Genomic DNA, 22,474 nt, shown 5'->3' on the forward strand with positions numbered 1-22,474 from the left:
GGCGGGTCACCCTAGTGGTTCGACCTCCGAGGGTCCGCTCGGTGGGGCCGTCGAGGGCTCGGCCCCGGTCGTCTCGGGCGCCGTCGTCGGCTCGACGGCGGTCGTGGTCACCTCGGCCGTCGTGGTCTCCGGCGGGGCTTCGGTGCTGTTCACGACGGGTGTGGTCGTTTCCGGGGTGCTGGTCGGGCCGCTGAACGCCTCCGCTGCTCGTGCAGGTGCCTGTGCAGGTGCTTGTGCCACCGGCTTGGCAGCGGGCGCGTCGGACGGCTGGACGGCCACCGCGTCGGCCGCCGCCTCGGGCTCGGGCGCGGGCTCCCCGGACGACGACACGGCGGGAGGGCCGGAGGGCGTTCCGGGCACGGGTCCCTGGCCGCCGAACCACAGCAGCCCCGCCGCGATCCCGGCCGTGAGGCCGAGCAGCACGAGCGGCGTCCGGTGCGCCAGCGGCGGGCGCCCGAGCGGGATGGCGGCGGTCGGGTTGTCGCGCGGCCGGGGCTCGGGCGGGGCCTCGTCCGCGCTGTGCCGGGGCGAGGTGGTCGACGCGGGTCCGACGCCCGGAGCCGCGTGCCGCGGCAGCGAGAGTTCGACCACGGGCCGGGGGAGCGGGATCGACGTCGAGGTGTCGCCCAGCGGCTCGACCGGCCTCGGGCGGACGAGCGTGGACTCGGCGCCGCTGTCCGACACGTGCCGCAGCAGCCGTTCCAACTCCTCCCCGCCCGGCCGGTCCGCGGGGTCGGGGGCCAGCAGCCCGTCGATCACGGGACGCAGGCCGCCCGCGTGCACCGGGGGCTCCGGCTTCTCGGAGACGATCGCGGTCACGGTCGACAGCGGGTCGCCGCGGTCCAGCGGCGGCCTGCCCTCGACGGCGGCGTAGAGCGTCGCGCCGAGCGACCAGAGGTCCGAGGCGGGCCCCATCGGCAGCCCGCGGGCCCGTTCCGGCGCGATGTAGGAGGGCGCTCCGAAGAGCGTGCCGACCATCCGCGTCCCGGTGTCGGCGGCGATCCCGAAGTCCGTCAGGTAGGCGTCCTCGCGGTCGTCGAGCAGCACGTTGCCCGGCTTCACGTCGCAGTGCACGACCCCCTGGGCGTGCACCGCCTCCAGGCCCGCCAGCAGCTGCCGCCCCATGAGTGCCGCCCGGCTGGGCCGCATCGGCCCGTCGTCGGCGAGCACCGCGGCCAGCGACCGCGACCGCACCAGCCGCATCACCAGCCACGGCTTGCCGTCCTCGTAGACCAGGTCGTAGACGGTGACCACGTTCGGGTGGCACACCTTCGCCCCGACCTGCGCCTCGCGGCGCATCCGCTCCTCGTGATCGGGGTGGACCTCCTTGATGGCCACCTGTCTGCGCAGGAGGCGGTCGTCGGCCGCCCACACGACACCCATGCCGCCCGACCCGATGCGGTCGAGCAGCTTGTACCTGCCTGCCAGCAGATCCGCCTGATCAAGGATCACCGCCATGAGGTCCCCCGGAGGGAGGCGCGGTAAACCTCGCCGTCTCCGTTGGTTCAGCGCGGACTGAAGCGAAATCCGGCGGGAACCGTTCCCCGCCACCCGCGTCAGAAGATCGACAACGCGGTGTCGCGAACCGGCATGCCGTCCCGGCCGAACACCCACCGACCGGGGGTGTAACGCTGACGCCGTTCCCGTCGAATCCGAGTCGATCGGCTGGTCGGGCCGGGTGGTCGATCGGCGTGCCGATCCGAGCAGGGAGCCGCGCTTGCACCCCGAGCACGAGTCGCCGGTGTCCGTGACCCTCGAAGCGGTGTCGGTGGTCAGCTACGCGATGGCGCACAACGGCGTCCCGGTGATCGGCAGGGTCACCGTCGACGGCGTGCGGCAGGACGTGCGGGGCGCCGTGCTGGGGTTCGTGCTCGCGGACGCCACCGGTCCGCTGTCGGAGGCGCGCCGCCTGCCCCTGGACCTGCCCGCCGGGCGACCGACGGTCCTGACGGACCTGCCTCTCGCACTGGACCCGGCGGCGATGCTGCTGGTCGAGGAGCAGCGGCCGGGCACGATCCGGGCGTGGGTCGAGGTCGGTGGCGTCCGACTGGCCGGGACGTCGGCGCCGGTGCGGGTGCTCGCCGCCCACCAGTGGTCGGCGCGGCCCCTCCCGCTCGGCCTGGAGATGCTCGCGGCCCACGTGCAGCCGAACCACCCGTCCGTGGTGGACCTGGTGGGGCTCGTCGCGGACCGGCTGCTCGCGACCACCGGCAGCCCGTCCCTCCAGGGCTACCAGGCGGGCCCCGACCGGGTGGACGAGGTCGCGCGGGCGGTCTTCGACGTGCTCGGCACCCGCGGGATCGCCGGGGGAACCCCGCCCGAGGGGTGGACCGACGTCGGGCAGCCGGTGCGGACGCCGGGGCAGGTCCTGCGCGACCGCGTCGCCACGAGCCTGGACCTGGTGGTCGTCATGGCGGCGGTGCTGGAGCACGCCGGGGTGAACCCGCTGCTGTGGCTGGCCGACGACCACGCGTTCCTCGGCTACTGGCGCGAGGAGGCCTCGCTGGACGGCCCCGCCCAGACCGACGTGGCGGACGTGGTCAACCGGGTCGACCTCGACCGGATCCGGCTGGTCGAGACCACGCACGCGGTGCGCGGGCTGCCGTTCGGGGCGAGCCACCGACCGCCGTACGACGGGTACCTGGCGGGCGGGCTGGAACGGGTGCTCGGCGTCGTCGACGTGGCCCGCGCGCGGCGCGACCGGATCGTGCCGCTGCCCGCGCGCACCCGTGACACCGGCGGGACCGTGGTGGTCAGCCCGTACACGCCCACCCCGCGGTTCCGGCCCGAGGTGCCCGTCGCCGCCCGGCCGACCACGGGCCCGAGGCACGCGACACCCGTCCCGCCGAGGGTGACCCGCTGGAAGAACGCGCTGCTCGACCTCAGCCTGCGCAACCGGCTGGTGAACTTCACCGCCCGCTCGGGGCTGCCGCTCGCGGTACCGGGGGAACGGCTCGGGGAACTGGAGGACGTGCTGCACCGCGGCGGGGCGCTGACCCTGCGCGCGTCGGACGACCTGGCCGCCGTGGACCGGGAACGGGGGGTGCGGGCGGGCCGGGACCTGCCGCCGGAGCGCCTGCGGGAACTGCTGGTCGACCGGAGGTCGGTCCACGCGGACGTGACGGAGGCGGCCTACGCGCCCCGGCTGCGCGGCCTGGCGCACCGGGCTCGGACGATCCTGGAGGAGACCGGGGCGAACAACCTCTACCTGGCGCTCGGGTCGCTCGTGTGGGAGCTGGACGGCCGACCGCTGCGCTCCCCGCTGGTGCTGGTGCCGGTGGTGCTCACGCCGTCCGGCCGCGGCGGCCGGTACCGGCTGTCGCTGGACGAGGCCGGTTCGTCCACGCCGAACCACTGCCTGGTGGAGAAGCTGCGGCAGGTGCACGGCCTGGACGTGCCCGGCCTGGCCGAACCGGAACCCGACGCCGCGGGGATCGACCTGGACGCGGTGTTCGCGGCGACCCGCACGGCACTCGCCGACCGCGGCCTGCCCTACCGCGTGGAGCCGACGGCCGACCTCGCGGTGCTCCAGTTCGCGAAGTTCCGCCTGTGGAAGGACCTCGACGACAACTGGGAGACCTTCACCGAGAACCCGCTGGTGGCGCACCTGGTGCACCGGCCGGAGGAGGCGTTCGCGGACCCGGTGACGACGTCGGAGCTGCACGACCTGGAGGAACTCGCCGAGCGGTGCCCGGTGCCCGCGGACGCCTCGCAGCTCACGGCGGTCGCCGAGGCCGTGGCCGGGCGGACGTTCGTGCTGGAGGGCCCACCGGGCACCGGCAAGTCCCAGACGATCACGAACCTGCTGGTCCAGGCCGTGGCCGAGGGCAAGAGGGTGCTGTTCGTCGCGGAGAAGCGGGCCGCGCTCGACGTGGTCCGGCGCAGGCTGGACGAGGTCGGCATGGGCCCGCTGACGCTCGACCTGCACGACAGGACCAGCACTCCGGTGGCCGTGCGGACCCAGGTGACGCGGGCGCTGGAGCACGTCGTCGTGCCGGACCACCAGGGCCTGTCGGCGCGGCTGGACGAGCTGCGGTCCGCCCGCCGGGCGCTGACCAGGTACGCCTACCAGCTGCACGACCGCAACCCCGCCGGGCTGTCGCTGTACTCGGCGCGGGACGCGGCACTGGCGATCGGCCGGGACGTCCCCGCGCTGCCGGTGTCGGCCGCGTTCCTGAGCACCGCGTCGGCGGACGGCCTCGCGCGGCTGCGGAGGCTGTTCGGCGACCTGCCGGACGTGGCGTACCCGGCCCGGCCGCGGCCCGACCACCCCTGGGCGTTCGTCGACGACCGGGCGGTGGCCGTGCCCGACGTCCTCGCCGCCGCCACCCGCCTGGACGCGGCCCTGCGGGCCCTGCCCCGCCACCCGGTCCTCGCCGCCGTGCGGGAACCGGAGGACCTGCGGGTGCTGGCCGCCCTGATCGGGGGACGCGTGCCGCTCGCGGTGCTGGACGAGACGCGGACCGAGCGCTGGACCAGGGCCGTCGACGGGGTGCGGCGGCAGGTGGCGGAGTTCGCCGTGCTCGACCACCCCGGCCTGGACGTCGTCACGCCCGCCGCGCTGGACCTGCCGGTCGCCGACCTGCACGCCGCCGCCCGCGCGGCGGCGGGATCGCGGTTCTGGGGACGGCGCGGACGGCTGGCCGCCGTGGGCGACCGGCTCGCGGCGGTGCTGCGGCCCGGCGCGCGGCTCAAGCCGAAGCACGTGGTCCAGCTGACCGGCGAGCTGGTCGCGCTGCGCGAGGGCGTCGACCGGCTGGCGGCGGCCGTGCGCCGCGTGCCCGGTCTGGCGCTGCCGCCGGGGTGGAGCCCGTTCGCGCCCGCCGGGCGGGAGCTCGTGGTGCGCCGGTCGGAGTGGCTGCGGTGGGCGGGCTCCGCGGTCGACCCGGCCGAGCCCGCGCGGACCCGGTTCGCCGGACCGCTGCGGAACCTCCTGGCGTCGTCCACCGCGCTGGACCCGGCGCCGATCGCCGCGGCGGCGGTCGCGGTGGTGGAGCTCGCCACGGCCTGCGGCGCGGGCGTCGAGCCGATCGCCGAGTGGGCGGGCGAGGCGGGTCTGGTCGCGACCTGGGCGGCGAGCGCGGGGGAGCGGCGGCTCGGCGACGACGGGTCCCTGCGGCGCTGGGTCGCGCTGCTCGCCCACCTGGAGCCGCTGCGCGACGAGCACCTCGACGACGCCCGCGCGCTGCTGCTGCGCGGCGGGCTGGACCCGGACGACGCGCCGCGGGCGTTCGAGCGGGGGCTCGCGGAGGCGTCGGTGGACGAGCGGACGCGCGCGACCGGCCTCGCCTCGTTCGACGTGGCCGCCCACGACCGGGCCGTCGCCCGGTTCGTCGGGGTCGCGGGGATGGTGCGGGAGCACCTGCGGACGGCGGTCCCGGCGCGGGTCGTGCGGTCGCGCTCCTTCGACCCGGCCGCGACCGGTGGCCGGGTCGGGCTGCTGAGGCGCCAGCTCGGCAGGCGGCGCGGCGGGCTGCGCGTGCGGGAGCTGATGACCGAGTTCGGCGACCTCGTCACCGCCGCCATGCCGTGCGTGCTGGTCAGCCCCGACTCGGTGGCGCGGTTCTTCCCGGCCACGGCGGGCCTCTTCGACGTCGTCGTGTTCGACGAGGCGTCGCAGGTGCGGGTCGCCGACGCGGTCGGCGCGATGGGGCGGGCCAGGTCTGTCGTGGTGGTCGGCGACAGCAAGCAGATGCCGCCGACGTCGTTCGCGGAGAGCGCGTTCGGCACCGCCGAGCCCGACGAGCCCGGCGACGTGGTCGAGGACGAGGAGTCGATCCTCGGCGAGTGCGTCTCGGCCCGCGTGCGGCGGCAGCGGCTGACCTGGCACTACCGCAGCCAGGACGAGTCGCTCATCGCGTTCAGCAACCACCACTACTACGACGGCGCCCTGTCCTCGTTCCCCGCGCCCGCGGCGACGGACCCGGACCGCGGGGTGTCGCTGGTGCGGGTCGACGGGACGTTCCACCGCTCCGGCGGGGCCGGGGTGCTGCGCACCAACCCGGTCGAGGCGCGGGCCGTGGTGGCCGAGGTCCGCCGCCGCTTCGACGCCTCGCCCGACGCCGTGCCGTCGATCGGCGTGGTCACGTTCAACCAGCAGCAGCGCGCCTGCGTGGAGGGCCTGCTCCGCGACGCCGACGACCCGAGGATCACCGAGGCCCTGGACGACGCCGCCGAGGGCCTGTTCGTGAAGAACCTGGAGAACGTCCAGGGCGACGAGCGCGACGTGGTCCTGTTCTCCACCGCCTTCAGCGTCACCGAGCGCGGCGTGCTGCCGCTGAACTTCGGCCCGCTCAACCGCGTCGGCGGCGAACGGCGGCTCAACGTCGCCGTCACGCGCGCCCGCCGCCGGGTGATCGTGTTCTCCAGCTTCGACCCGGCCCAGCTTCGCGCGGAGGAGACGTCCTCGGTCGGCGTCCGGCACCTGCGGACCTACCTGGACGTCGCCGCGGGCGGCATCCCGCCCACGGGGACGCGGTGGCGGGCCGTCGTGGACCGGCACCGGGACGCGGTCGCCGCCGCCCTGCGCGAGGCCGGGCTCGTGGTGACCGCGGACGTGGGCCTGTCGGAGTTCCGGGTCGACCTGGTGCTGGCCGACCCCGCCCGGCCCCGCGCCCCGGTCGTCGCCGTGCTGCTCGACGGGCCGGGCTGGGCCTCGCGGCTCACCGCGCGCGACCGCGACGGCCTGCCCGTGGAGGTGCTGGAAGGCCTGCTCGGCTGGCCCGCGGTCCGCCGCGTGTGGCTCCCGGACTGGCTCGCCGACCCCGCGGGCGTGGTCGACCGGCTGGCGGCGCTCGTGCGCGCGGGCGGCACCGCGCGGCGGGAGCCGGTGCGCGAACCCCCGGCCCCGCCGACCGTCCTGGTGCCGGTCCCCGCGCTCGGCCCGGCCGAGGTCCCCGAGGTCCCCGCGTACACGCCGTGGCCCGCCCGGCAGGTGGGGACGGTCGAGGTGCTGGACCGGCTCCCCGCCAGCGGGCCGCAGGTCGCCGCCGTGGTGGCGGAGGTGGTCGCGGCGGAGGGGCCGGTCCACGTGGACCGGCTGGTCAGGCTCGTCGCGGGCGCGTTCGGCCTGACCAGGGTCGCGGAGGCCCGCCGCGGCGCCGTCCTGGCCCAGGTGGCGCTGCCGGTGGAGGACGACGTCGTGTGGCCCGCCGGGGTGCGGCCCGCCGAGTGGACCGGCTACCGGCGCACCCCGGAGGGTGTCGAGCGGTCCTTCGAGCACGTGCCGGCGCGGGAGGTCGTCAACGCCCTGGTCGCGGTGGCGAGGGGGGCCGCGGGGATGCCCGTGACCGAGTTGCGGCGCGAGGTGCTGGCCGTGTTCGGCGGCCGGAGGGTCACGGCGAGCGCCGCGGCACGGCTGGACGCGGCCCTGGACCTCGGGGTGCGCGGCGGCCGTCTGCGGGTCGATCCGGACGGCCGGGTCGTCGGCTAGAGCGGTGACCGCACCAGGTCACGGGTCCAGGACGGTCAGCGTGCCGCGGTCGGCGTCGAGTTCGACCGGCACGCCCAGCGGGATGGTGAGCTGGCCGGGGCAGTGGCCGAACCCGAGGTCGCCGACGACGGGGACGCCGAGCGGGGCCAGGCGGTCGCGGACGAGGTGCTCGACCTGGCCGCAGCGGTGCCAGGAGCCGAGGGCGACGCCGGTGGCGGTGTCGAACCAGCCCGCGCGCAGCAGCGCGGTGAGCAGGCGGTCGAGCCGGTAGGTGTCCTCGTCGACGTCCTCCAGCAGGACGACGCCGCCGCGGGGCGACCGCTCGTCCAGCAGGGTGAGCGTGCCGCCGGTGGTCGTGCCCCGCGCGGTGCCGGGGACGACGGTGGTGGCGCGGGGTCCGGTGAGGACGGTCGGCGGGTCGAACAGGGCCCGGCGCAGGTTCTCCTGCGCCACGACGTCGTGCACGAACGCCGCCGTGGCGACCATGGGCCCGAACAGCGTCACCAGGCCGGTCGACGCGAACGCCGCGTGCAGGGCCGTGGTGTCGCTGGACCCGACGAAGTGCGTGGGCCGCTCCGGCGCGGTCCAGTCGACGTGGTCGAGCAGGCGCTGGCTGCCGTAGCCGCCGCGCGCGCTGAGGACGGCGGCCACGTCGGGGTCGTGCCAGGCCTCGGAGAGGTCGCGGGCGCGGTCGGCGTCGTGCCCGGCCAGGTACGGCAGCTCGGGGTGCACGTCGAGCACGTGGGGCGCGGTGCGGACGTCGAGCCCCCACGTGCGCAGGACCGCGGTGCCCGCCGCGAGGAGTCCGGGGTGGACGGGGCCCGCGGGGGCGACCACGGTGACCCGGTCGCCCGGCCGCAGCGGTGGGGGACGGGTCACCCGCGCAGCCCCAGCACCGGGACACCGGGCGGGGTGAAGCCGAAGACCTGGCCGTAGAAGGAGAGTTCGGCCTCCGCGGCGGCGGCGATCGTCTCCGCCCTGCGGAAGCCGTGCTGCTCGCCCTCGAAGGTCAGGTAGGCGTGCGGGACGCCGGTGCCGTCGAGGGCCGCGGCGAACCGGTCGGCCTGGTCGGGCGGGCAGATCTCGTCCTCCAGGCCCTGGAGCAGGAGCACGGGCCCGGCGAGCTGGTCGACGTGGTTGGCGGGCGAGCGGTCGGCGTAGCGCTGGGCGGCGGCCGGGAGCGCGCCGACGAGCCCCTCGACGTAGCGGGACTCGAAGTCGTGGGTCTCGCCGCCCTCGCCGGTCCAGCCGTGCAGGTCGAGGATGGGGAAGGCGATCATCGCGCACCGGTAGGTCTTCACGGTGGTCATGGACGCCGCCGCCGTCCAGCCCCCGGCGCTGCCGCCGCGGATGGCCAGCCGGTCCGGGTCGGCCGTGCCCTCGTCGGCGAGCGCCTGGGCCACGAGCGCGCAGTCGTGCACGTCGACGACGCCCCACTGCTCGCGGAGGCGTTCGCGGAACGCCCTGCCGTAGCCGGTGGACCCGCCGTAGTTGACGGAGACGACGCCGATGCCGCGGCTGGTGAAGTAGGCGAGGTCCAGGTCGAGGTTCCCGACGGCGCGGCTGGTGGGCCCGCCGTGGACGTGCACCAGGTAGGGCGGCTTCTCCCCGTCCGGCACCGCGTGGTCGGGGTTGTGCGGCGGGTAGACGTAGGCGGGGACGTCCTGGCCATCGGGCCCGGTGAAGACGCGTTCCACGGGGGTCGGCAGGTAGGCCGGGTCGACGGCGGCCTCGCCGCCGGTGAGGCGGGTCAGCTCGCCGTTGGACAGGTCCAGCGACACCAGCGCCGTCTCGTCGTGGGGACCGGACGCGCCGTCGTAGACGACCCCCTCGTGCACGTTGAGCTGCGACGACCAGATCGGCAGGTCGGTGTCGACGTCGGTGACCGTGCCGGTGCGCTCGTCGAGCACGGCGAGGCTGGTGCCGCGCAGGACCGCGTAGCGGCCGGGGTTGATGACGGCGAAGTACCGGTGGCCGAGGCGCCACATCGGACCGCCGATCTCGGCGGCCACGGGCGCGAGGTTCTTGCGGGACCCGTCGACGCCGATCCGGTGCAGGTTCCACCAGCCGTCGGGATCGGTGAGCGCGAGCAGCGAGTGGTCGGTGTCCCACTCGATCTGGCACACGGACTCGTCGGGCCCGCCCGCGAGGACGACGTGGTCGCCGCTCCCGACGGGCGCCAGGCACAGCTCGGTGCCGTCCCACGGCATGGCGGGGTGGTTCCAGCCGAGCCACGCGTAGTGGCGGCCGTCGGGGCTCAGCCGGGGACCCGACATGAAGTGGTGGCTCGCGGCGAGCACCCGCACGGGGCCGCCGTCGATCGGGATGGCGACCAGGTCGCGCCGCACGTCGGTGCGCGCGTCGCCGGTGACGGTCTCGCGGACGGCCCACACCTCGGCGTCGTCCGGCCCGGCGGTCAGGTCGGAGTAGCGCAGCCCGTGGTGGCGCTCCGGCTCCGGGGTGAGGGGCGTCGGCGCGGGGTCCTCGGGGTCGAACAGGTAGACGCGCTGGTCGTTCCAGTGGGTGAAGGCGACGCGGGTCCCGTGCGCGGTGGCGAGCACGACGAACGGCCTGCCGCCGTACTCGTGGACGCGGTTGCGCGCGTTCCACGGGAGCGGCAGGAGGTCCACGCCGTCGCGCACCAGACCGACCCGGCCGCCCTCCTCGGGACGGCTGGTCGCCCACCACACCCGGCCCCGGTGCGTGTCGACCCACTGGAGCCCGCCGCCCGCGCGGGCGACCTCCGCGGAGCCGATGGGGGATGTCCAGGTTCCGCACGCCGCGATCTTCGCCACGGCTGGGACCCTATACGCGGAGGGTGGTCCTCAGCGACGAGGAGATCGCCGGGGCAGCCGCGCCCGCGCGGGCGGTGTGGCTTAGGGTTGGGAAGTCATGGCACGCGTCATTCACGTATTCCGTCAGCCCGACCGGTTCGTCGCCGGCACAGTCGGGCAACCAGGCGACCGCATGTTCTACCTGCAGGCCTCCGAGGACGCCCGCATGGTCAGCGTCGCGCTGGAGAAGCAACAGGTCTCGGTCCTCGCCGAGCGCATCTCGTCGCTGCTGGAGGAGGTGCACCGCCGGTTCGGCGCGGACGTCCCCGAGGACACCCCACCCGACCTGCGGGACACCGAACCGCTGACGGCGCCGGTGGAGGAGGAGTTCAAGGTCGGCACGATGGGCCTGGGCTGGGACGCGGAGTCCAGCGCGGTCGTCATCGAGCTGCTGGCGATCACCGAGGACGAGGTCGACGAGGCCGTGGTCCTCGACGACACCGAGGAGGGGCCGGACGCGGTCCGGGTGTTCCTGTCGCCCTCGGAGGCCCGCGCGTTCGCCGAGCGGGCGGACCGGGTGGTCAACGCGGGCCGCAAGCCGTGTCCGCTGTGCTCGGAGCCCTTGGACCCGGACGGCCACGTGTGTCCGCGGCAGAACGGCTACCGGCGCACCGAGGAGAGCTGAGCGCCGACGTGCTGCCCGGTGACGACGGTGTGCTGGATCTGTTGACCCGCGGCCGGATCGAGGTCGAGGGCAGGCTGGTCGACGCGTCGAACGCGACGCTGTTCTGCGGCATCTCGCTGGACGGCGTCTCGGCGAAGTGCGTGTACAAGCCGGTGCGGGGCGAGCGCCCCCTGTGGGACTTCCCGAACGGGACGCTCGCGGGCCGCGAGGTCTCGACGTACCTGGTCTCGGAGGCCTCGGGGTTCGGCGTGGTGCCCCCGACGGTGCTGCGCCCTGGGCCGTTCGGCAGCGGCATGGTGCAGCTGTGGGTGGAGACCGCCGAGCAGGACCTGGTCGACATCGTGGCGGAGGAGGAGGTGCCGCCGGGGTGGAAGGCGGTGCTGCACGCCCACGACCGCTACGGCGACCCGGCGGTGCTGGTGCACGCCGACCACGAGCGGATGCGGCTGATGGCGGCGTTCGACGTGGTGGTGAACAACGCCGACCGCAAGGGCGGGCACGTGCTGCACGCCGTGGACGGCTCGGTGTACGGGGTGGACCACGGGATCTGCCTGCACACCGAGGACAAGCTGCGCACGGTCCTGTGGGGCTGGTTGGGCGAACCCCTGCCGCCGGAGGCGCTGGAGGGGCTGCGGCGGTTGCGCTCGGCCCTGGACGGGCCGGTGGGCGAGGAGCTGCACGACCACCTGACGCGCGGCGAGGTGCGGGCGCTGGTGGAGCGGACGGAGAAGCTGGCGGTGGCGGGTGTGTACCCGGAGCCGTCGTCGGACTGGCCGTCGATCCCGTGGCCCGCGTTCTGAGAGACCCCGGTCCTCGGTGGCCGGTTCGTCCGCCTTCGTGGTCGGCGGTGGGGTTCGGCGACTGTCCACGAGCGACTCGCGCCCCCACCGGAACGATCTCCGACCAGCCTCGCGAGGTCTGGTCCACTGTCCCGGCGGTCGTGCTCCCACCCGAGGTCGCAGCGCGCCCACCTGCGGAAACCATCTCCCTGTCGACTCGTGGGGCTGGAGGGTCTTACGTGGCGTTAACGCGGACGTGTCAGTTCACCAGTGGCTTTGACGCCCCTCTTCGCGGTCTACTTGCGCCGTGAACGACGTCGTCGAGCTGCGCGAGGTGACCGAGTCGGACGTACTCGCGTTCTTCGAGCACCAACGTGACCCCGAGTCGACCTGGATGGCGGCGTTCACCGCCGAGGACCCCACGGACCGCGTGGCGTTCCTGCTGAAGTGGACGCGGATCCTGACCGACGACACGAGCGTGGCGCGCACCGTGCTGTTCAACGGCTACGTGGTCGGGCACGTGCTCGCGTTCGTCGAGTTCGGCGCGCCCGAGGTGTCGTACTGGATCGACCCGCGCTACTGGGGCATGGGGCTCGCGTCGGCGGCGCTGCGGCTGTTCCTCGACGAGGTGGTGACCCGGCCGCTGTACGCGCGCGCGGCCAAGGACAACTACGGGGCGCTGCGGGTGCTGGAGAAGTGCGGGTTCCTCGTCGTGGGCGAGGACGAGGGCTTCGCCGAGGGGCGCGGCGAAGAGGTCGAGGAGTTCATCCTCCGCCTGGAGTGATCCCGGTGCCATCCTGGCCACATGAGGATCGCGATCCAGACAGCCGCCCGCGCGGGTGGCCGCCGAGGCGAGCGCGGGACTCGTGGCGGATCCGGCGTCGTCGGGTGAGGAGCACACGATGCTCGTCGCCGGTGACGGGCTCGTGTCGGGACTGGTGGGGGAGTTGGGGTGGCACGACGTGATCGACCTCGGAGACCTGTCGGGGACCAGGGGGACGGGAGTGGTCCCGCCGCCGTGGTCGCGGCGGTTCGGGACACGGGCGACGGAGAGGTCCTGCCCGACGGTGGCCCGTTGAGCACCGACCGCCTGGTGTCGCGGTTCGGGCCAGGAGTGGTGGCGTGGGTGGACGCCCTGCCCGCGAGGATCGACCGGCTGGCCCGCCGGTGGAACCTCGCCGTGGTGCGACCGCTGGTGGGGAACACCTCGCACACCCTGTACTGCCACAGGCGTGGTACCACACCTGTGGTGCTCAAGCTGGTGCCCGAGCTCGACCTGGTCGCCGAGGAGCACGCGGCACTGGCGGCCTGGTCGGGGTCGCCGTCGGTGGTGCGGGTGCTGGAGGTCGACCTCGGCGAGGGGGCGCTGCTGCTGGAGCACCTGGAGCCGGGCACACCCGTGCGCGGCGCGGACGGCGGACGCGTGGCCGACCTGCTCGCGGGACTCCGAAGACCCGCGCCGGAGGGCTTCCGGCCGCTGGCCGACCGCGTGGACCTCATGTTCTCGCTGCTGCAACGCCGCACACCGGGCTACTACGACCGCGCCCACTCCGCCGCGCTGGCACTGGCGGACGACCGGGTGCCGCCCGCGCTGCTGCACGGCGACCTGCACCCGGACAACGTCCTGGACGCGGGCCCGCGCGGGCTGGTGGCGATCGACCCCCGGCCGTGCGTCGGCGACCCGGCGTTCGACGCGGTCGACTTCGCCTTCGACGGCGGAGACCCGTACGCCCGCGCGGAGGAGCTGTCCGCGGTGGTGGACCCGGAGCGGCTGCTGGCGTGGTGCCGGGCCCTGTCGGTGTTCTCCCCGGCGTGGCGGCGCATCATCCAACCGGGTGAGCGCTAGCGTCGCTGGCCGTGCGATCCGAGGACTACGGCCGTGACGTGCTGGCCAACCGCAAGCGCAAGACCGTTCCCGAGCTGACCGCCGACCCCGGCCTCGTGGTGGAGGACCCCGTGACGGGGTTCTGCGGCGCGGTCGTGCGGTTCGAGTACGGCAACGTGGTGCTGGAGGACCGGCACGGGCGGGAGAAGCTGTTCGCGCTGCGCCCGGCCGGGTTCCTCGTCGACGGGAAACCCGTCACGCTGACCAGGCCCCTGCCGTCGACCTCGGCCGGGCCCCCGGCGCGCTCGGCGTCGGGCTCGGTGCGCGTGGAGGGGCTGCGGGCCCGCACCGCCCGCGACAGCCGCATCTGGGTCGAGGGCCTCCACGACGCCGAGCTGGTGGAACGGGTGTGGGGCCACGACCTGCGGGTCGAGGGCGTCGTCGTGGAGCCGCTGGACGGCGTGGACGTGCTCGCCGACCGGATCGCCGAGTTCGGCACAGCCCCGCACCGCCGCCTGGGCGTGCTGGTCGACCACCTCGTGGCGGGCAGCAAGGAGACCCGCCTGGTGTCGGCGGTCCGCGACGAGAACGTGCTGGTCACCGGCCACCCCTACGTGGACGTGTGGCAGGCGGTGAAGCCGTCGTCGGTCGGCATCGAGGCGTGGCCGGTGGTGCCGCGCGGGACGCCGTGGAAGGAGGGCGTGTGCGCCGCCCTCGGCTGGGGCGAGTCCTACCAGGGGTGGGCGCGGGTGCTGGCCGGGGTCCACGGGTTCCGCGACCTGGAAACGCCCCTGATCGGCGCGGTGGAGCGGCTGATCGACTTCGTGACCGCGCCGGAGGGGTGAACCCGGGCCGGGTGATCCGCACTGGTGCGGGACGGTGAATCGCCGCGAGATCACCGTCGCTCGTCGCCCGGTGGTGTAAGTATGTGGCCATGGCCGCCCTCATCTGGCTGATCATCGGTGCTCTGCTGGTCGGCGCCGAAGTCCTCTCGGGCGACTTCGTGCTGCTCATGCTGGGGCTTGCGGCTCTCGGTGGAGCGGGCGCGGCGGCGCTGGGAGCCGGTGCCGTTCTCAGCGCTGTGGTGTTCGCCGTCGCCTCGATCCTGCTGATCGCGGGCGCCAGGCCGATGCTCAAGCGGCGGTTGGAGATCGGGCAGGGCCTCAAGAGCAACGTCGAGGCCCTGATCGGCATCCGCGCCGTCGTGGTGGACCGGGTCGACGGCCACGGCGGGCGGATCAAGCTGCACGGCGAGATCTGGTCCGCGCGGTCGCTGGACCACCGCGTGCTCGAACCGGGCACGGAAGTAACAGTTTTCGAGATCTCGGGCGCGACCGCAGTGGTACTCGCCGAGTCCTGAGTGGAGGCTGGAGAGTTGACCACCCTTGTCGTCATAGCCGTCATCGTCCTGTTCGTGCTGATCGTCGCCGCGAAGTCCGTCCTGGTGATCCCCCAGGCGACCGCCGCGGTCATCGAGCGGCTCGGCCGCTACCGCAACACCGCGGCTCCAGGCCTGAACATCCTGGTGCCGTTCATCGACCGGGTCCGCGCCCGCATCGACCTGCGCGAGCAGGTCGTGTCCTTCCCGCCGCAGCCGGTGATCACCCAGGACAACCTGACCGTGTCCATCGACACCGTCGTGTACTTCCAGGTGACCGAGCCGCGCGCCGCGGTGTACGAGATCTCCAACTACATCGTCGGTGTCGAGCAGCTCGCCACGACGACGCTGCGCAACGTGGTCGGCGGCATGAGCCTGGAGGAGACGCTGACGTCCCGCGACTCCATCAACAACCAGCTGCGAGGCGTGCTCGACGAGGCCACCGGCCGGTGGGGCATCCGCGTCGCCCGCGTCGAGCTGAAGGCGATCGACCCGCCTCCCTCCATCCAGGACTCGATGGAGAAGCAGATGCGCGCCGACCGCGAGAAGCGCGCCATGATCCTCACCGCCGAGGGCCAGCGCGAAGCGGCGATCAAGTCGGCCGAGGGCCAGAAGCAGGCGGCGATCCTGTCCGCCGAGGGCGGCAAGCAGGCCGCGATCCTCAACGCCGAGGCCGAGCGGCAGTCCGCGATCCTGCGCGCCCAGGGCGAGCGCGCCGCCCGCTACCTCCAGGCGCAGGGCCAGGCGAAGGCGATCGAGAAGGTGTTCGCCGCGATCAAGGCGGGCAAGCCGACGCCGGAGGTGCTGGCCTACCAGTACCTCCAGACGCTGCCTCAGATGGCGCAGGGCGACGCGAACAAGGTCTGGATGATCCCGTCGGACTTCGGCAAGGCCCTGGAGGGGTTCGCCCGCTCGCTGGGCAAGCAGGGCGACGACGGCGTGTTCCGCTACGAGCCGCCCGCCGACGAGGCCCCGGCGGCCAAGCCGGAGGAGAACGACGAGTCGATCGCCGCGTGGTTCGACACCGCGCCCGACCCGCACGTCCTGGAGGCGGTCCGGGCCGCGGAGGCCGTGGCGCGCCAGGAGGTGCCCGGTCCGCTGAGCACCGGCCGCCCCGCGCCCGCCGTGGCGCCGTCCGAGGCGCGCCCGGAGATCGAGGGCGAGCGCCAGCCCACGACGCCGCGGTCGTTGCAGCAGCCGCGGGAGTAGCCGCCGTTATCACCTGAGCGACGCGGCCCCGTGTGGTCTTCCACACGGGGCCGTCGCACGTTCGGGTGAAAGGATGTCCGGATGCACTCCCTCCCGGCCGCGGTCGTCTCCGCCCTGACCGCCCCCGAACGGTGGGACGACCTGGTGTCGGCCGTCGCCGACTTCGACCACGAGGTCCGCGCCACCCCCACCGCCGAGCACGTCGAGATCGCCGCCCACCTCGTCGAGGTCCTCTCCACACCGCCGCACGCCGACCTCGCCGACCGCGCGCTCGGCACGCACGCCGCGGCCTGCGCCGCGTGGTCACCCGACCCGGACGCGCTCGTCGACTGGCTGCTGCGGCTGCAACTGGACTTCCCCGAAGCGCCGGAGGTGCGGCTCGACGACTACGCCGACGCCCTCGACGAGCACGGCCTGCGCCTCTACCGGGAGCGGGTCGTGACCCAGTTCGACGCCCTCCCGGTGATCGGCTTCGGCGAGACGGGCCGCTACGACCGCACCCGGTGGGCGCTGCTGCGGATCATGGAGGAGCTGGCCGAGCACACCGGCGACGTGGACCTCCAGGTGATGGTGCTCGCGAAGGACCTGTCCTCGGGCTGGCACTACCTCCAGGTCGCCACCGTCCTCCAGGACGCGGGCCGCTCCGAGGAGGCGATCGGCTGGGTGCACCGCGGCCTGGACGCCACCGGCGGACGCGGTGCCGCCGCCCGGCTCGTGGACCTCGCCGTCGCGGAGTACCTGCGGCTGGGCCGGCCGCACGACGCCGAGGCACTGCGCCGGACGACCAACCCCGCCTCCTGACCGGGCGCGGTCCCTCGCGGTCACGGCAGCACGCCGACCGGCCCCACCGTCAGCAGGCTCTCGCCCCGCGGCGGGGTGCCGCACGTGCGGGTCGCCCCCTCCAGGAACAGCGCCGCCGTCTCGCCCGGCGGGTAGATCCGCAGCCCGCGGACGTCCACCGGCCCGCACTCGGCCTCGTCGAAGGCACCGGGGTTGGTGATCAGCAGGAACGTCGCCACCGCCGCGCCGGGCGCCAGCGTCACGAGCTGCGGGGCCGCCGCGTTGCGGCGCGCGGGCTCACCGACCTGGGTGCCGTCGTTCCCGGTCACGAACGACACGCCGGGGAACCCGTCGAGCGTGCACGAGCGGGTGCCCTTGTTGGTGAGCGTGAACGTCGCGTCGGCCTTCTGCATGCCGCTCTCCCCCTGGCTGGGGCCCGCCGACACCGCGAGTTCGGCCGACGCGCACGCGCCCGCGTCCCTCTCGGCCCCCGACGCGGGCGTCGAGGTCGGCGCCGGGCTCCCGCTCGCCGCGGGCGCGCTCGCCGCCGTCGTCGGGGTGATCGCGACGGCGGACGGCTGGGCGCCCGTCGACGACTCGGACTGGGCACCGCACGCGGTGAGCAGCGCGGCCCCGGCGCAGGCCGTGACGGTCGCGGTGATGAGTGTGCGCATCCTGGACCTCCCTCTGGTTCACCCCTCGGGCTACCCAGGACGCACCGCGTGATCACACCTCGCTCACCGACGACACCCGGACGTGGTGTGGTCGGCGGTCACCTCGGCGATCACGTGACGGGCGTTCGCGGCCAGCGCGGGGTTGCTGAGCCGGTAGTACGGGAGTTGCAGGAGCGCCACCGACAGCGCCCACCCCCGACCGCGGGCCCACTGGGCGGCGTCCACGTCGAGCGCGGTCCGCAGCGCGGCGCGCGCGTCGCCCACCAGCAGGTTCCACGCGACGATCAGGTCGCACGCCGGGTCCCCGACCCCCACCCCGGACCAGTCGACCACCGCCGACAGCACCCCGTCCGAGGCGACGAGGTTGCCCGGCGAGAGGTCGCCGTGCGCCCACACCGGCGGCCCGTCCCACTCCGGGGCCTCCAGGGCGGCCTCCCACGCGTCCGTGACCAGATCGGTGTCGACCAGGCCGGTCAGCGACCGGATCGCGTCGCGGGTCGCCCCGTCCCGCGACGCCAGCGGCACACCCCGGCCGTTGGCGGGAGCACCCGTGGTGTCGACCGCGCGCAGGGCGGTGATGAACCCGGCGATCCCGTCCACCAGCGGACCCGCGGTGCGCGACGCGGGGTTGGTGCCGGGCAGCCACCGGTAGACCGACCACGGCCACGGGTAGCCGTGCGCGGCGTGCCCGAGGCCGACGGGCTCGGGGATGGCGACCGGCAGCAGCGGGGCCAGCCTCGGCAGCCACCGGTGCTCGCGCGCCACGGCGTCCACCGCCCACCCGACGCGCGGCAGCCGCACCACGAGGTCGTCACCCAGGCGGAACACCGCGTTGTCGGTGCCCGTGGACGCGACCGGCGTGACGGGCAGGCCCGCCCACAGCGGGAACCGGGTGGCGACCAGGGCGCGCACCAGCGCGCTGTCGACGGGCACCTCGTCGGCGTGCATCAGCGGGGGCATGCCGCCAGCGTCGGGGACCGGTCGGGCGCGCGGCAACCGGGTTTCAGGCGAACGCGGGCGGCAGCCGGTCCGCCCACGGCCGGGCCCGCTCCAGCTGGCCCGCGACCGACAGCACCGTGCACTCGTCGTGCGGGCGGGCGACGAGCTGCACCGCCAGCGGCAGCCCACCACTGGTGTGACCCGCGGGAACGGCCGCGGCCGGGTTGCCCGTGACGTTCCACAGGGGCAGGAACGTCGTCATCCGCGCCGCCGCGAGCAGCGCCCGGATCGTGGACCAGCGCGACCACTCGCCGATCCGCAGCGGCGGACGCGTCAGCACCGGGGTCAGCAGCAGGTCGCAGTCCGCGAAGATCCGGTTGGCGTGCCCGGTGAGGCGGTCGCCCTGCTCGACGACCTTGCGCACCAGCCCGGCGGGCAGCCGTCGACCCAGCGCGGCGACCTGCCGCGTCCGGTGGTCCAGCCGCGAGGGCTGCTCCACGTCGGCCATGCCGAGGGCGGCGCAGTGCAGGTAGCGGGCGGCGAACGCGGTCGACCCGGCGACGTCGGCGAACTCCGGGTCGGTGCGCACCACGTCGTGGCCGAGGTCGCCGAGCAGGCTCGCGGTGTCCAGGACGACGTCGCGGACCTCCTGCGAGAGCGGGATCCCCGGCCCCCACGGGCGCAGCGACACCGCGATCCGCAACCGGCCCGGATCGGCCGTCGCCGCGGCGGTGAAGCTCGTCCGGGGCGGGCGGGCCGGACCGTTGGGGTCGGCGATCTGGTCGGCGATCAGCGCCCAGTCCCGCACGTGCCTGGTCAGCGGTCCGGCCGCGACCAACCCGGTCCACACCTGCTCGTCGGGGGCCAGCGACACGCGACCGCGCTGCGGCTTGAGGCCGAACAGCCCCGTGCTCGCCGCCGGGATGCGGATCGACCCGGCGCCGTCGGTGCCGATCGCACCGCCGACGAACCCCGCCGCCACCGCCGCGGCCGACCCGCCGCTGGAACCGCCGGGGGAGTGGTCGTGCGACCACGGGTTGCGCGTCACCCCGGCCCACGAGCTCTCCGTGTACGGCCACAGGCCCAGCTCCGGCATCCGCGTGCGACCCACGACGACCGCGCCCGCCCGGCGCAGCCGCGCCACGACCTCGGAGTCCTCGGCGGCGGGCGTGCCCACGGCGTCGGTGCCCCTCGTGGTGGGCAGACCGGCCACGGCCAGGTCCTCCTTCACCGCGATCGGCACCCCCAGCAGCGGCGCGTCCCCACCGGCCGCGCGCGTCGCGTCGGCGGCGTCGGCCTCGGCCAGCGCCGCCGCGTCGAACACCACCCGGAACGCGTTCAGCTCCCGGTCGTGGAGGTGGATGCGGCGCAGGCACTCGGCGACCAGCTCGCGGGACGTCAGTTCGCCCGAACGCAGCAGTTCGGCCTGGCGAGCGGCCCCGGCGAAGCACGCCTCGGTGAGGTCCATGCCGAAACCCTAGTGCGGGAACCGATCTCCACCGGGCATTTTCGGATCGGGGACCTGCGGGCGGCCGCGTCAGGTGCCCGCGCCCCACCTCCGCCGGCCGCCCGCCGAGGACACCCGCAGCGCGATGAACGCGAGCGGGAACACCGGCCAGGGGAACGGGACCGGGGAGACCACCCACAGCACCACCAGCAGCAGCACCGCCACGGGCACGAACGCCCGCACCGGAGGCCGCCGCCCGCGCGGAGCCGGTGGCGCGGGCAGGTCGGCGGTGAGCGGCGGCAGCTCGTGGCGGAACCGGGCGCCGTAGGCCAGCGCCTGGCGCTCCTCCACCTCGGCCAGCGTGAGCGTGCCGTCGCCGACCGCCGAGGTCAGCCGGGCGACCACCCGCTCCCGATCGGCGTCCGACGCGCGCACCGGGCTCGGTTCGACGCTCATGGCTTCCCCTCCTGGACGGTCGGCGTGCGCCCTCCATCCTCACCGCGGCGCGCGCCGCGCGCGTCGGTCGGGAAGCGGTGATCACGGGTACGCCCCACGACGTACCCACCCCTGATCGTGGATGATGCGGAGCATGTCCTCGACCTGGCTCACCGTGCTGTTCTTCGGCGTGGTGGCGCTCGTGATCGCCGTCCGCCACTACCGCCAGGGCCAGGCCGACGCCCTGCTCGACGACCACGCCCGCAGGCGCACCAGCGGCGAGGCCGAGAAGCACCTGTCGACCTGGCGCGACGCCCACCGCAGGCTCCGCGACGGCGACGTGGAGGGCCTGCGGGCCCTGGAGGCCATCGGCCAGGACCGGTCGCGGCTTCGGCAGGACATCGTGACCTCCATCTGCGCGGGCCTGCGCGGCGGCGTCGACCACGGCGTGGACGCCGAGTGGCGGCTCACCCTCCAGGACGCGCTCGTGCGGCACCTGCGGCCCGGCCCCGACTTCTGGGCCGGGATGAGCCTGCGCTTCGACGGCGCGACCCTCGTCGACCTCGACCTGCGCGGCTGCCGCGTCCGCGCGGCGCGGTTCGCCCGCGCCGAACTGCTCGGCACCAGCCGCTTCGACGCCGTCACGGTGACCGGTGACGCCGAGTTCGACGGCGCCCGCTTCGGCCGCCTGGTCCGCTTCGACGACGCCCTGTTCGCCCGCTCCGCGTCCTTCCGAGGCACCCGCTTCACCGGCAACGCCTCCTTCGACGGGATGCGCGTCACCGCCGAGGCCACGTTCAGCCACTCCCGCTTCTCCGGCCGCGCGGTGTTCAGCCGCGCGGAGTTCGCCGACACCGCCGGGTTCCGCCGCGTCCGCTTCGGCGGCCGGGCGTACTTCACCGGCACGGTGTTCGGCAAGGACGCCCACTTCGACCACACCTGGTTCCGCGGCCGCACCGACGTCACCGACGCCCTGTTCGCCGACGACGCCAGCTTCGACGGCACCCTGTTCGGCCGCCGCGTCCCCCCGCTCCCCGCCGAACCCGGCCCCGTCTAGGACGGTTCGTCCAGTCTGGACGTAGAGTCCGGGCATGCGAGATCCGCGCGTCCTCAGGTGGGAACCGGTGTGCCGGGCCGTCACGCTGCTGCTGGGCCCGTACGCCGAGGTCGTCCTCCACGACCCCGCCACGGACCGCGTCCTGGAGGTCTGGAACCCCCTGACCGCCCGCGCCCCCGGCGACCCGTCCGCGCTGGGCGACCTCGACCGGCTGGACCCGTCCGCCGACGACGTCTACGGCCCCTACGAGAAGCTCCTGGCCGACGGCCGCCGCCTGTCCTCGGTCAGCGCGGTCCTGCGGGACGACGACGGCACCCCCTCAGCGGTCCTGTGCGTCAACCTCGACCGCACCCCCCTGGAACGCGCGGCGGCGGTCCTCTCCGCCTTCGGCGCCCCCACCACCCCACCACCAGAGCCCCTGTTCGACACCGACTGGTCGCACCGCATAGCCCACGTGATCGGCGCCCACGTCCGCTCCACCGGCCGCCCGGTGGACCGCATGACCCGCCAGGACCGCCTGGCAGTACTCCGCACCCTGGACGAGGCCCACGTCTTCACCGTCCGCCGCGCCACCCCGGTCGTAGCAGAGGCCCTGCGAATCTCCCGCTCCACCGTCTACGGCCTGCTCACCGAACTACGCACAAACCCCTGACCCACCCCACCCACCCGCGTCCCACTAGCTGTCCACCAGCCCACCCGTCCGCTACCGCCCCCGGTGCCTGTTCGCTCGCCTGCCCGCTGTCCACCGGCTCACCCGTCCACTGCCGACCTCTCCCTTCCTGTCCGCCCACTACCAACCCCCGCTGCCTGTTCGCCTGCCCACTCGTTTCCCACTCGCTCACCCATGTCCACTCACCCGTGCCCGCCCCTGCCCTGCGCCTGTTCGCCTGCCCTGCGCCTGTTCGCCTGCCCGCTGCCCGCTGCCCGCTGCTGCCCGCTGGCCTGCCCGACCGCCCTCTTCTTTCCTCTTCCCTCATTCCCGGCCGCCTTCCCACCCTTCCCACCCGCTTCCCGCCCTCCGCACCCGCTCCCCGCCCGCTCCCCACCCCTACGCCGACGT

19 protein-coding genes are annotated in these 22,474 nt (G+C 74.8%); 12 read left to right on the top strand and 7 right to left on the bottom strand.

Annotated elements, in window-relative coordinates:
* Positions 1-6: 6 nt before the first annotated feature.
* Positions 7-1,458: a serine/threonine-protein kinase gene (locus AC156L_RS08360; protein ID WP_484406728.1), complete on the bottom strand. Its 1,452-nt coding sequence runs from the start codon at positions 1,456-1,458 to the stop codon at positions 7-9.
* A gap of 259 nt (positions 1,459-1,717) precedes the next feature.
* On the opposite strand from AC156L_RS08360, the gene AC156L_RS08365 reads away from it, so the two are divergent.
* On the top strand, positions 1,718-7,432 hold the full coding sequence (locus tag AC156L_RS08365; protein WP_484406729.1) for a DUF3320 domain-containing protein: 5,715 nt from the start codon (positions 1,718-1,720) through the stop codon (positions 7,430-7,432).
* Between the two features lie 18 nt (positions 7,433-7,450).
* Here the strand turns inward: AC156L_RS08365 and AC156L_RS08370 are convergent, their stop codons facing one another.
* Together AC156L_RS08370 and AC156L_RS08375 are read right to left on the bottom strand one after the other, a co-directional pair.
* The gene (locus AC156L_RS08370) at positions 7,451-8,311 is read right to left on the bottom strand and encodes a S66 peptidase family protein (protein ID WP_330879462.1); all 861 of its coding nucleotides are present in this window, start codon (positions 8,309-8,311) and stop codon (positions 7,451-7,453) included.
* The gene (locus AC156L_RS08375; RefSeq protein WP_330879461.1) at positions 8,308-10,227 is read right to left on the bottom strand and encodes a S9 family peptidase; all 1,920 of its coding nucleotides are present in this window, start codon (positions 10,225-10,227) and stop codon (positions 8,308-8,310) included. Before AC156L_RS08375 ends, AC156L_RS08370 begins: the two co-directional genes overlap by 4 nt.
* A 97-nt stretch (positions 10,228-10,324) precedes the next feature.
* Here AC156L_RS08375 and AC156L_RS08380 point away from each other — a divergent pair, with 97 nt between their 5' ends.
* The 9 genes from AC156L_RS08380 to AC156L_RS08420 all read left to right on the top strand — a co-directional run bounded on the left by AC156L_RS08380 (position 10,325) and on the right by AC156L_RS08420 (position 16,883).
* Complete coding sequence (locus AC156L_RS08380; RefSeq protein WP_259626024.1) at positions 10,325-10,891, top strand: DUF3090 domain-containing protein; 567 nt, start codon at positions 10,325-10,327, stop codon at positions 10,889-10,891.
* An 8-nt stretch (positions 10,892-10,899) separates the two neighbouring features.
* Positions 10,900-11,691 (top strand): SCO1664 family protein, encoded by a 792-nt coding sequence (locus AC156L_RS08385; RefSeq protein WP_330879460.1) that lies wholly within the window; start codon positions 10,900-10,902, stop codon positions 11,689-11,691.
* Between the two features lie 286 nt (positions 11,692-11,977).
* The gene (locus AC156L_RS08390; RefSeq protein ID WP_330879459.1) at positions 11,978-12,454 is read left to right on the top strand and encodes a GNAT family N-acetyltransferase; all 477 of its coding nucleotides are present in this window, start codon (positions 11,978-11,980) and stop codon (positions 12,452-12,454) included.
* A gap of 118 nt (positions 12,455-12,572) precedes the next feature.
* Positions 12,573-12,749, top strand: a complete 177-nt coding sequence (locus tag AC156L_RS08395) for a hypothetical protein (RefSeq protein ID WP_330879458.1) — start codon at positions 12,573-12,575, stop codon at positions 12,747-12,749.
* Positions 12,746-13,516 (top strand): aminoglycoside phosphotransferase family protein, encoded by a 771-nt coding sequence (locus AC156L_RS08400; protein WP_330879457.1) that lies wholly within the window; start codon positions 12,746-12,748, stop codon positions 13,514-13,516. Before AC156L_RS08395 ends, AC156L_RS08400 begins: the two co-directional genes overlap by 4 nt.
* An 11-nt stretch (positions 13,517-13,527) precedes the next feature.
* Positions 13,528-14,340 carry a DUF3097 domain-containing protein gene (locus tag AC156L_RS08405; protein ID WP_330879456.1) on the top strand — a complete coding sequence of 271 codons (813 nt, stop codon included), beginning with the start codon at positions 13,528-13,530 and terminating at the stop codon, positions 14,338-14,340.
* 89 nt (positions 14,341-14,429) lie between these two features.
* The gene (locus AC156L_RS08410) at positions 14,430-14,855 is read left to right on the top strand and encodes an NfeD family protein (RefSeq protein ID WP_330879455.1); all 426 of its coding nucleotides are present in this window, start codon (positions 14,430-14,432) and stop codon (positions 14,853-14,855) included.
* Between the two features lie 15 nt (positions 14,856-14,870).
* Positions 14,871-16,082: an SPFH domain-containing protein gene (locus AC156L_RS08415; RefSeq protein WP_330879454.1), complete on the top strand. Its 1,212-nt coding sequence runs from the start codon at positions 14,871-14,873 to the stop codon at positions 16,080-16,082.
* An 81-nt stretch (positions 16,083-16,163) separates the two neighbouring features.
* The gene (locus tag AC156L_RS08420) at positions 16,164-16,883 is read left to right on the top strand and encodes a hypothetical protein (RefSeq protein WP_330879453.1); all 720 of its coding nucleotides are present in this window, start codon (positions 16,164-16,166) and stop codon (positions 16,881-16,883) included.
* A gap of 20 nt (positions 16,884-16,903) precedes the next feature.
* On the opposite strand, the gene AC156L_RS08425 is transcribed toward AC156L_RS08420, so the two are convergent.
* From AC156L_RS08425 to AC156L_RS08440, 4 genes are all read right to left on the bottom strand, one after another.
* Entirely contained in the window at positions 16,904-17,536 is a 633-nt protein-coding gene (locus AC156L_RS08425; RefSeq protein ID WP_330879452.1) for a DUF4232 domain-containing protein, read from the bottom strand.
* A gap of 63 nt (positions 17,537-17,599) precedes the next feature.
* Entirely contained in the window at positions 17,600-18,496 is an 897-nt protein-coding gene (locus AC156L_RS08430; RefSeq protein ID WP_330879451.1) for an aminoglycoside phosphotransferase family protein, read from the bottom strand.
* Between the two features lie 43 nt (positions 18,497-18,539).
* Positions 18,540-19,943 carry an amidase gene (locus AC156L_RS08435; RefSeq protein ID WP_330879450.1) on the bottom strand — a complete coding sequence of 468 codons (1,404 nt, stop codon included), beginning with the start codon at positions 19,941-19,943 and terminating at the stop codon, positions 18,540-18,542.
* Between the two features lie 69 nt (positions 19,944-20,012).
* Positions 20,013-20,378, bottom strand: coding sequence for a DUF1707 SHOCT-like domain-containing protein (locus AC156L_RS08440; protein WP_330879449.1), 366 nt, complete (start codon positions 20,376-20,378; stop codon positions 20,013-20,015).
* Positions 20,379-20,511: 133 nt separating this feature from the next.
* Here AC156L_RS08440 and AC156L_RS08445 point away from each other — a divergent pair, with 133 nt between their 5' ends.
* Both AC156L_RS08445 and AC156L_RS08450 read left to right on the top strand, forming a co-directional pair.
* Entirely contained in the window at positions 20,512-21,414 is a 903-nt protein-coding gene (locus tag AC156L_RS08445; protein ID WP_330879448.1) for a pentapeptide repeat-containing protein, read from the top strand.
* 34 nt (positions 21,415-21,448) lie between these two features.
* Positions 21,449-22,066, top strand: coding sequence for a helix-turn-helix transcriptional regulator (locus AC156L_RS08450; RefSeq protein WP_330879447.1), 618 nt, complete (start codon positions 21,449-21,451; stop codon positions 22,064-22,066).
* Positions 22,067-22,474: the final 408 nt, after the last annotated feature.

It is taken from the genome of Umezawaea sp., from assembly GCF_057122925.1.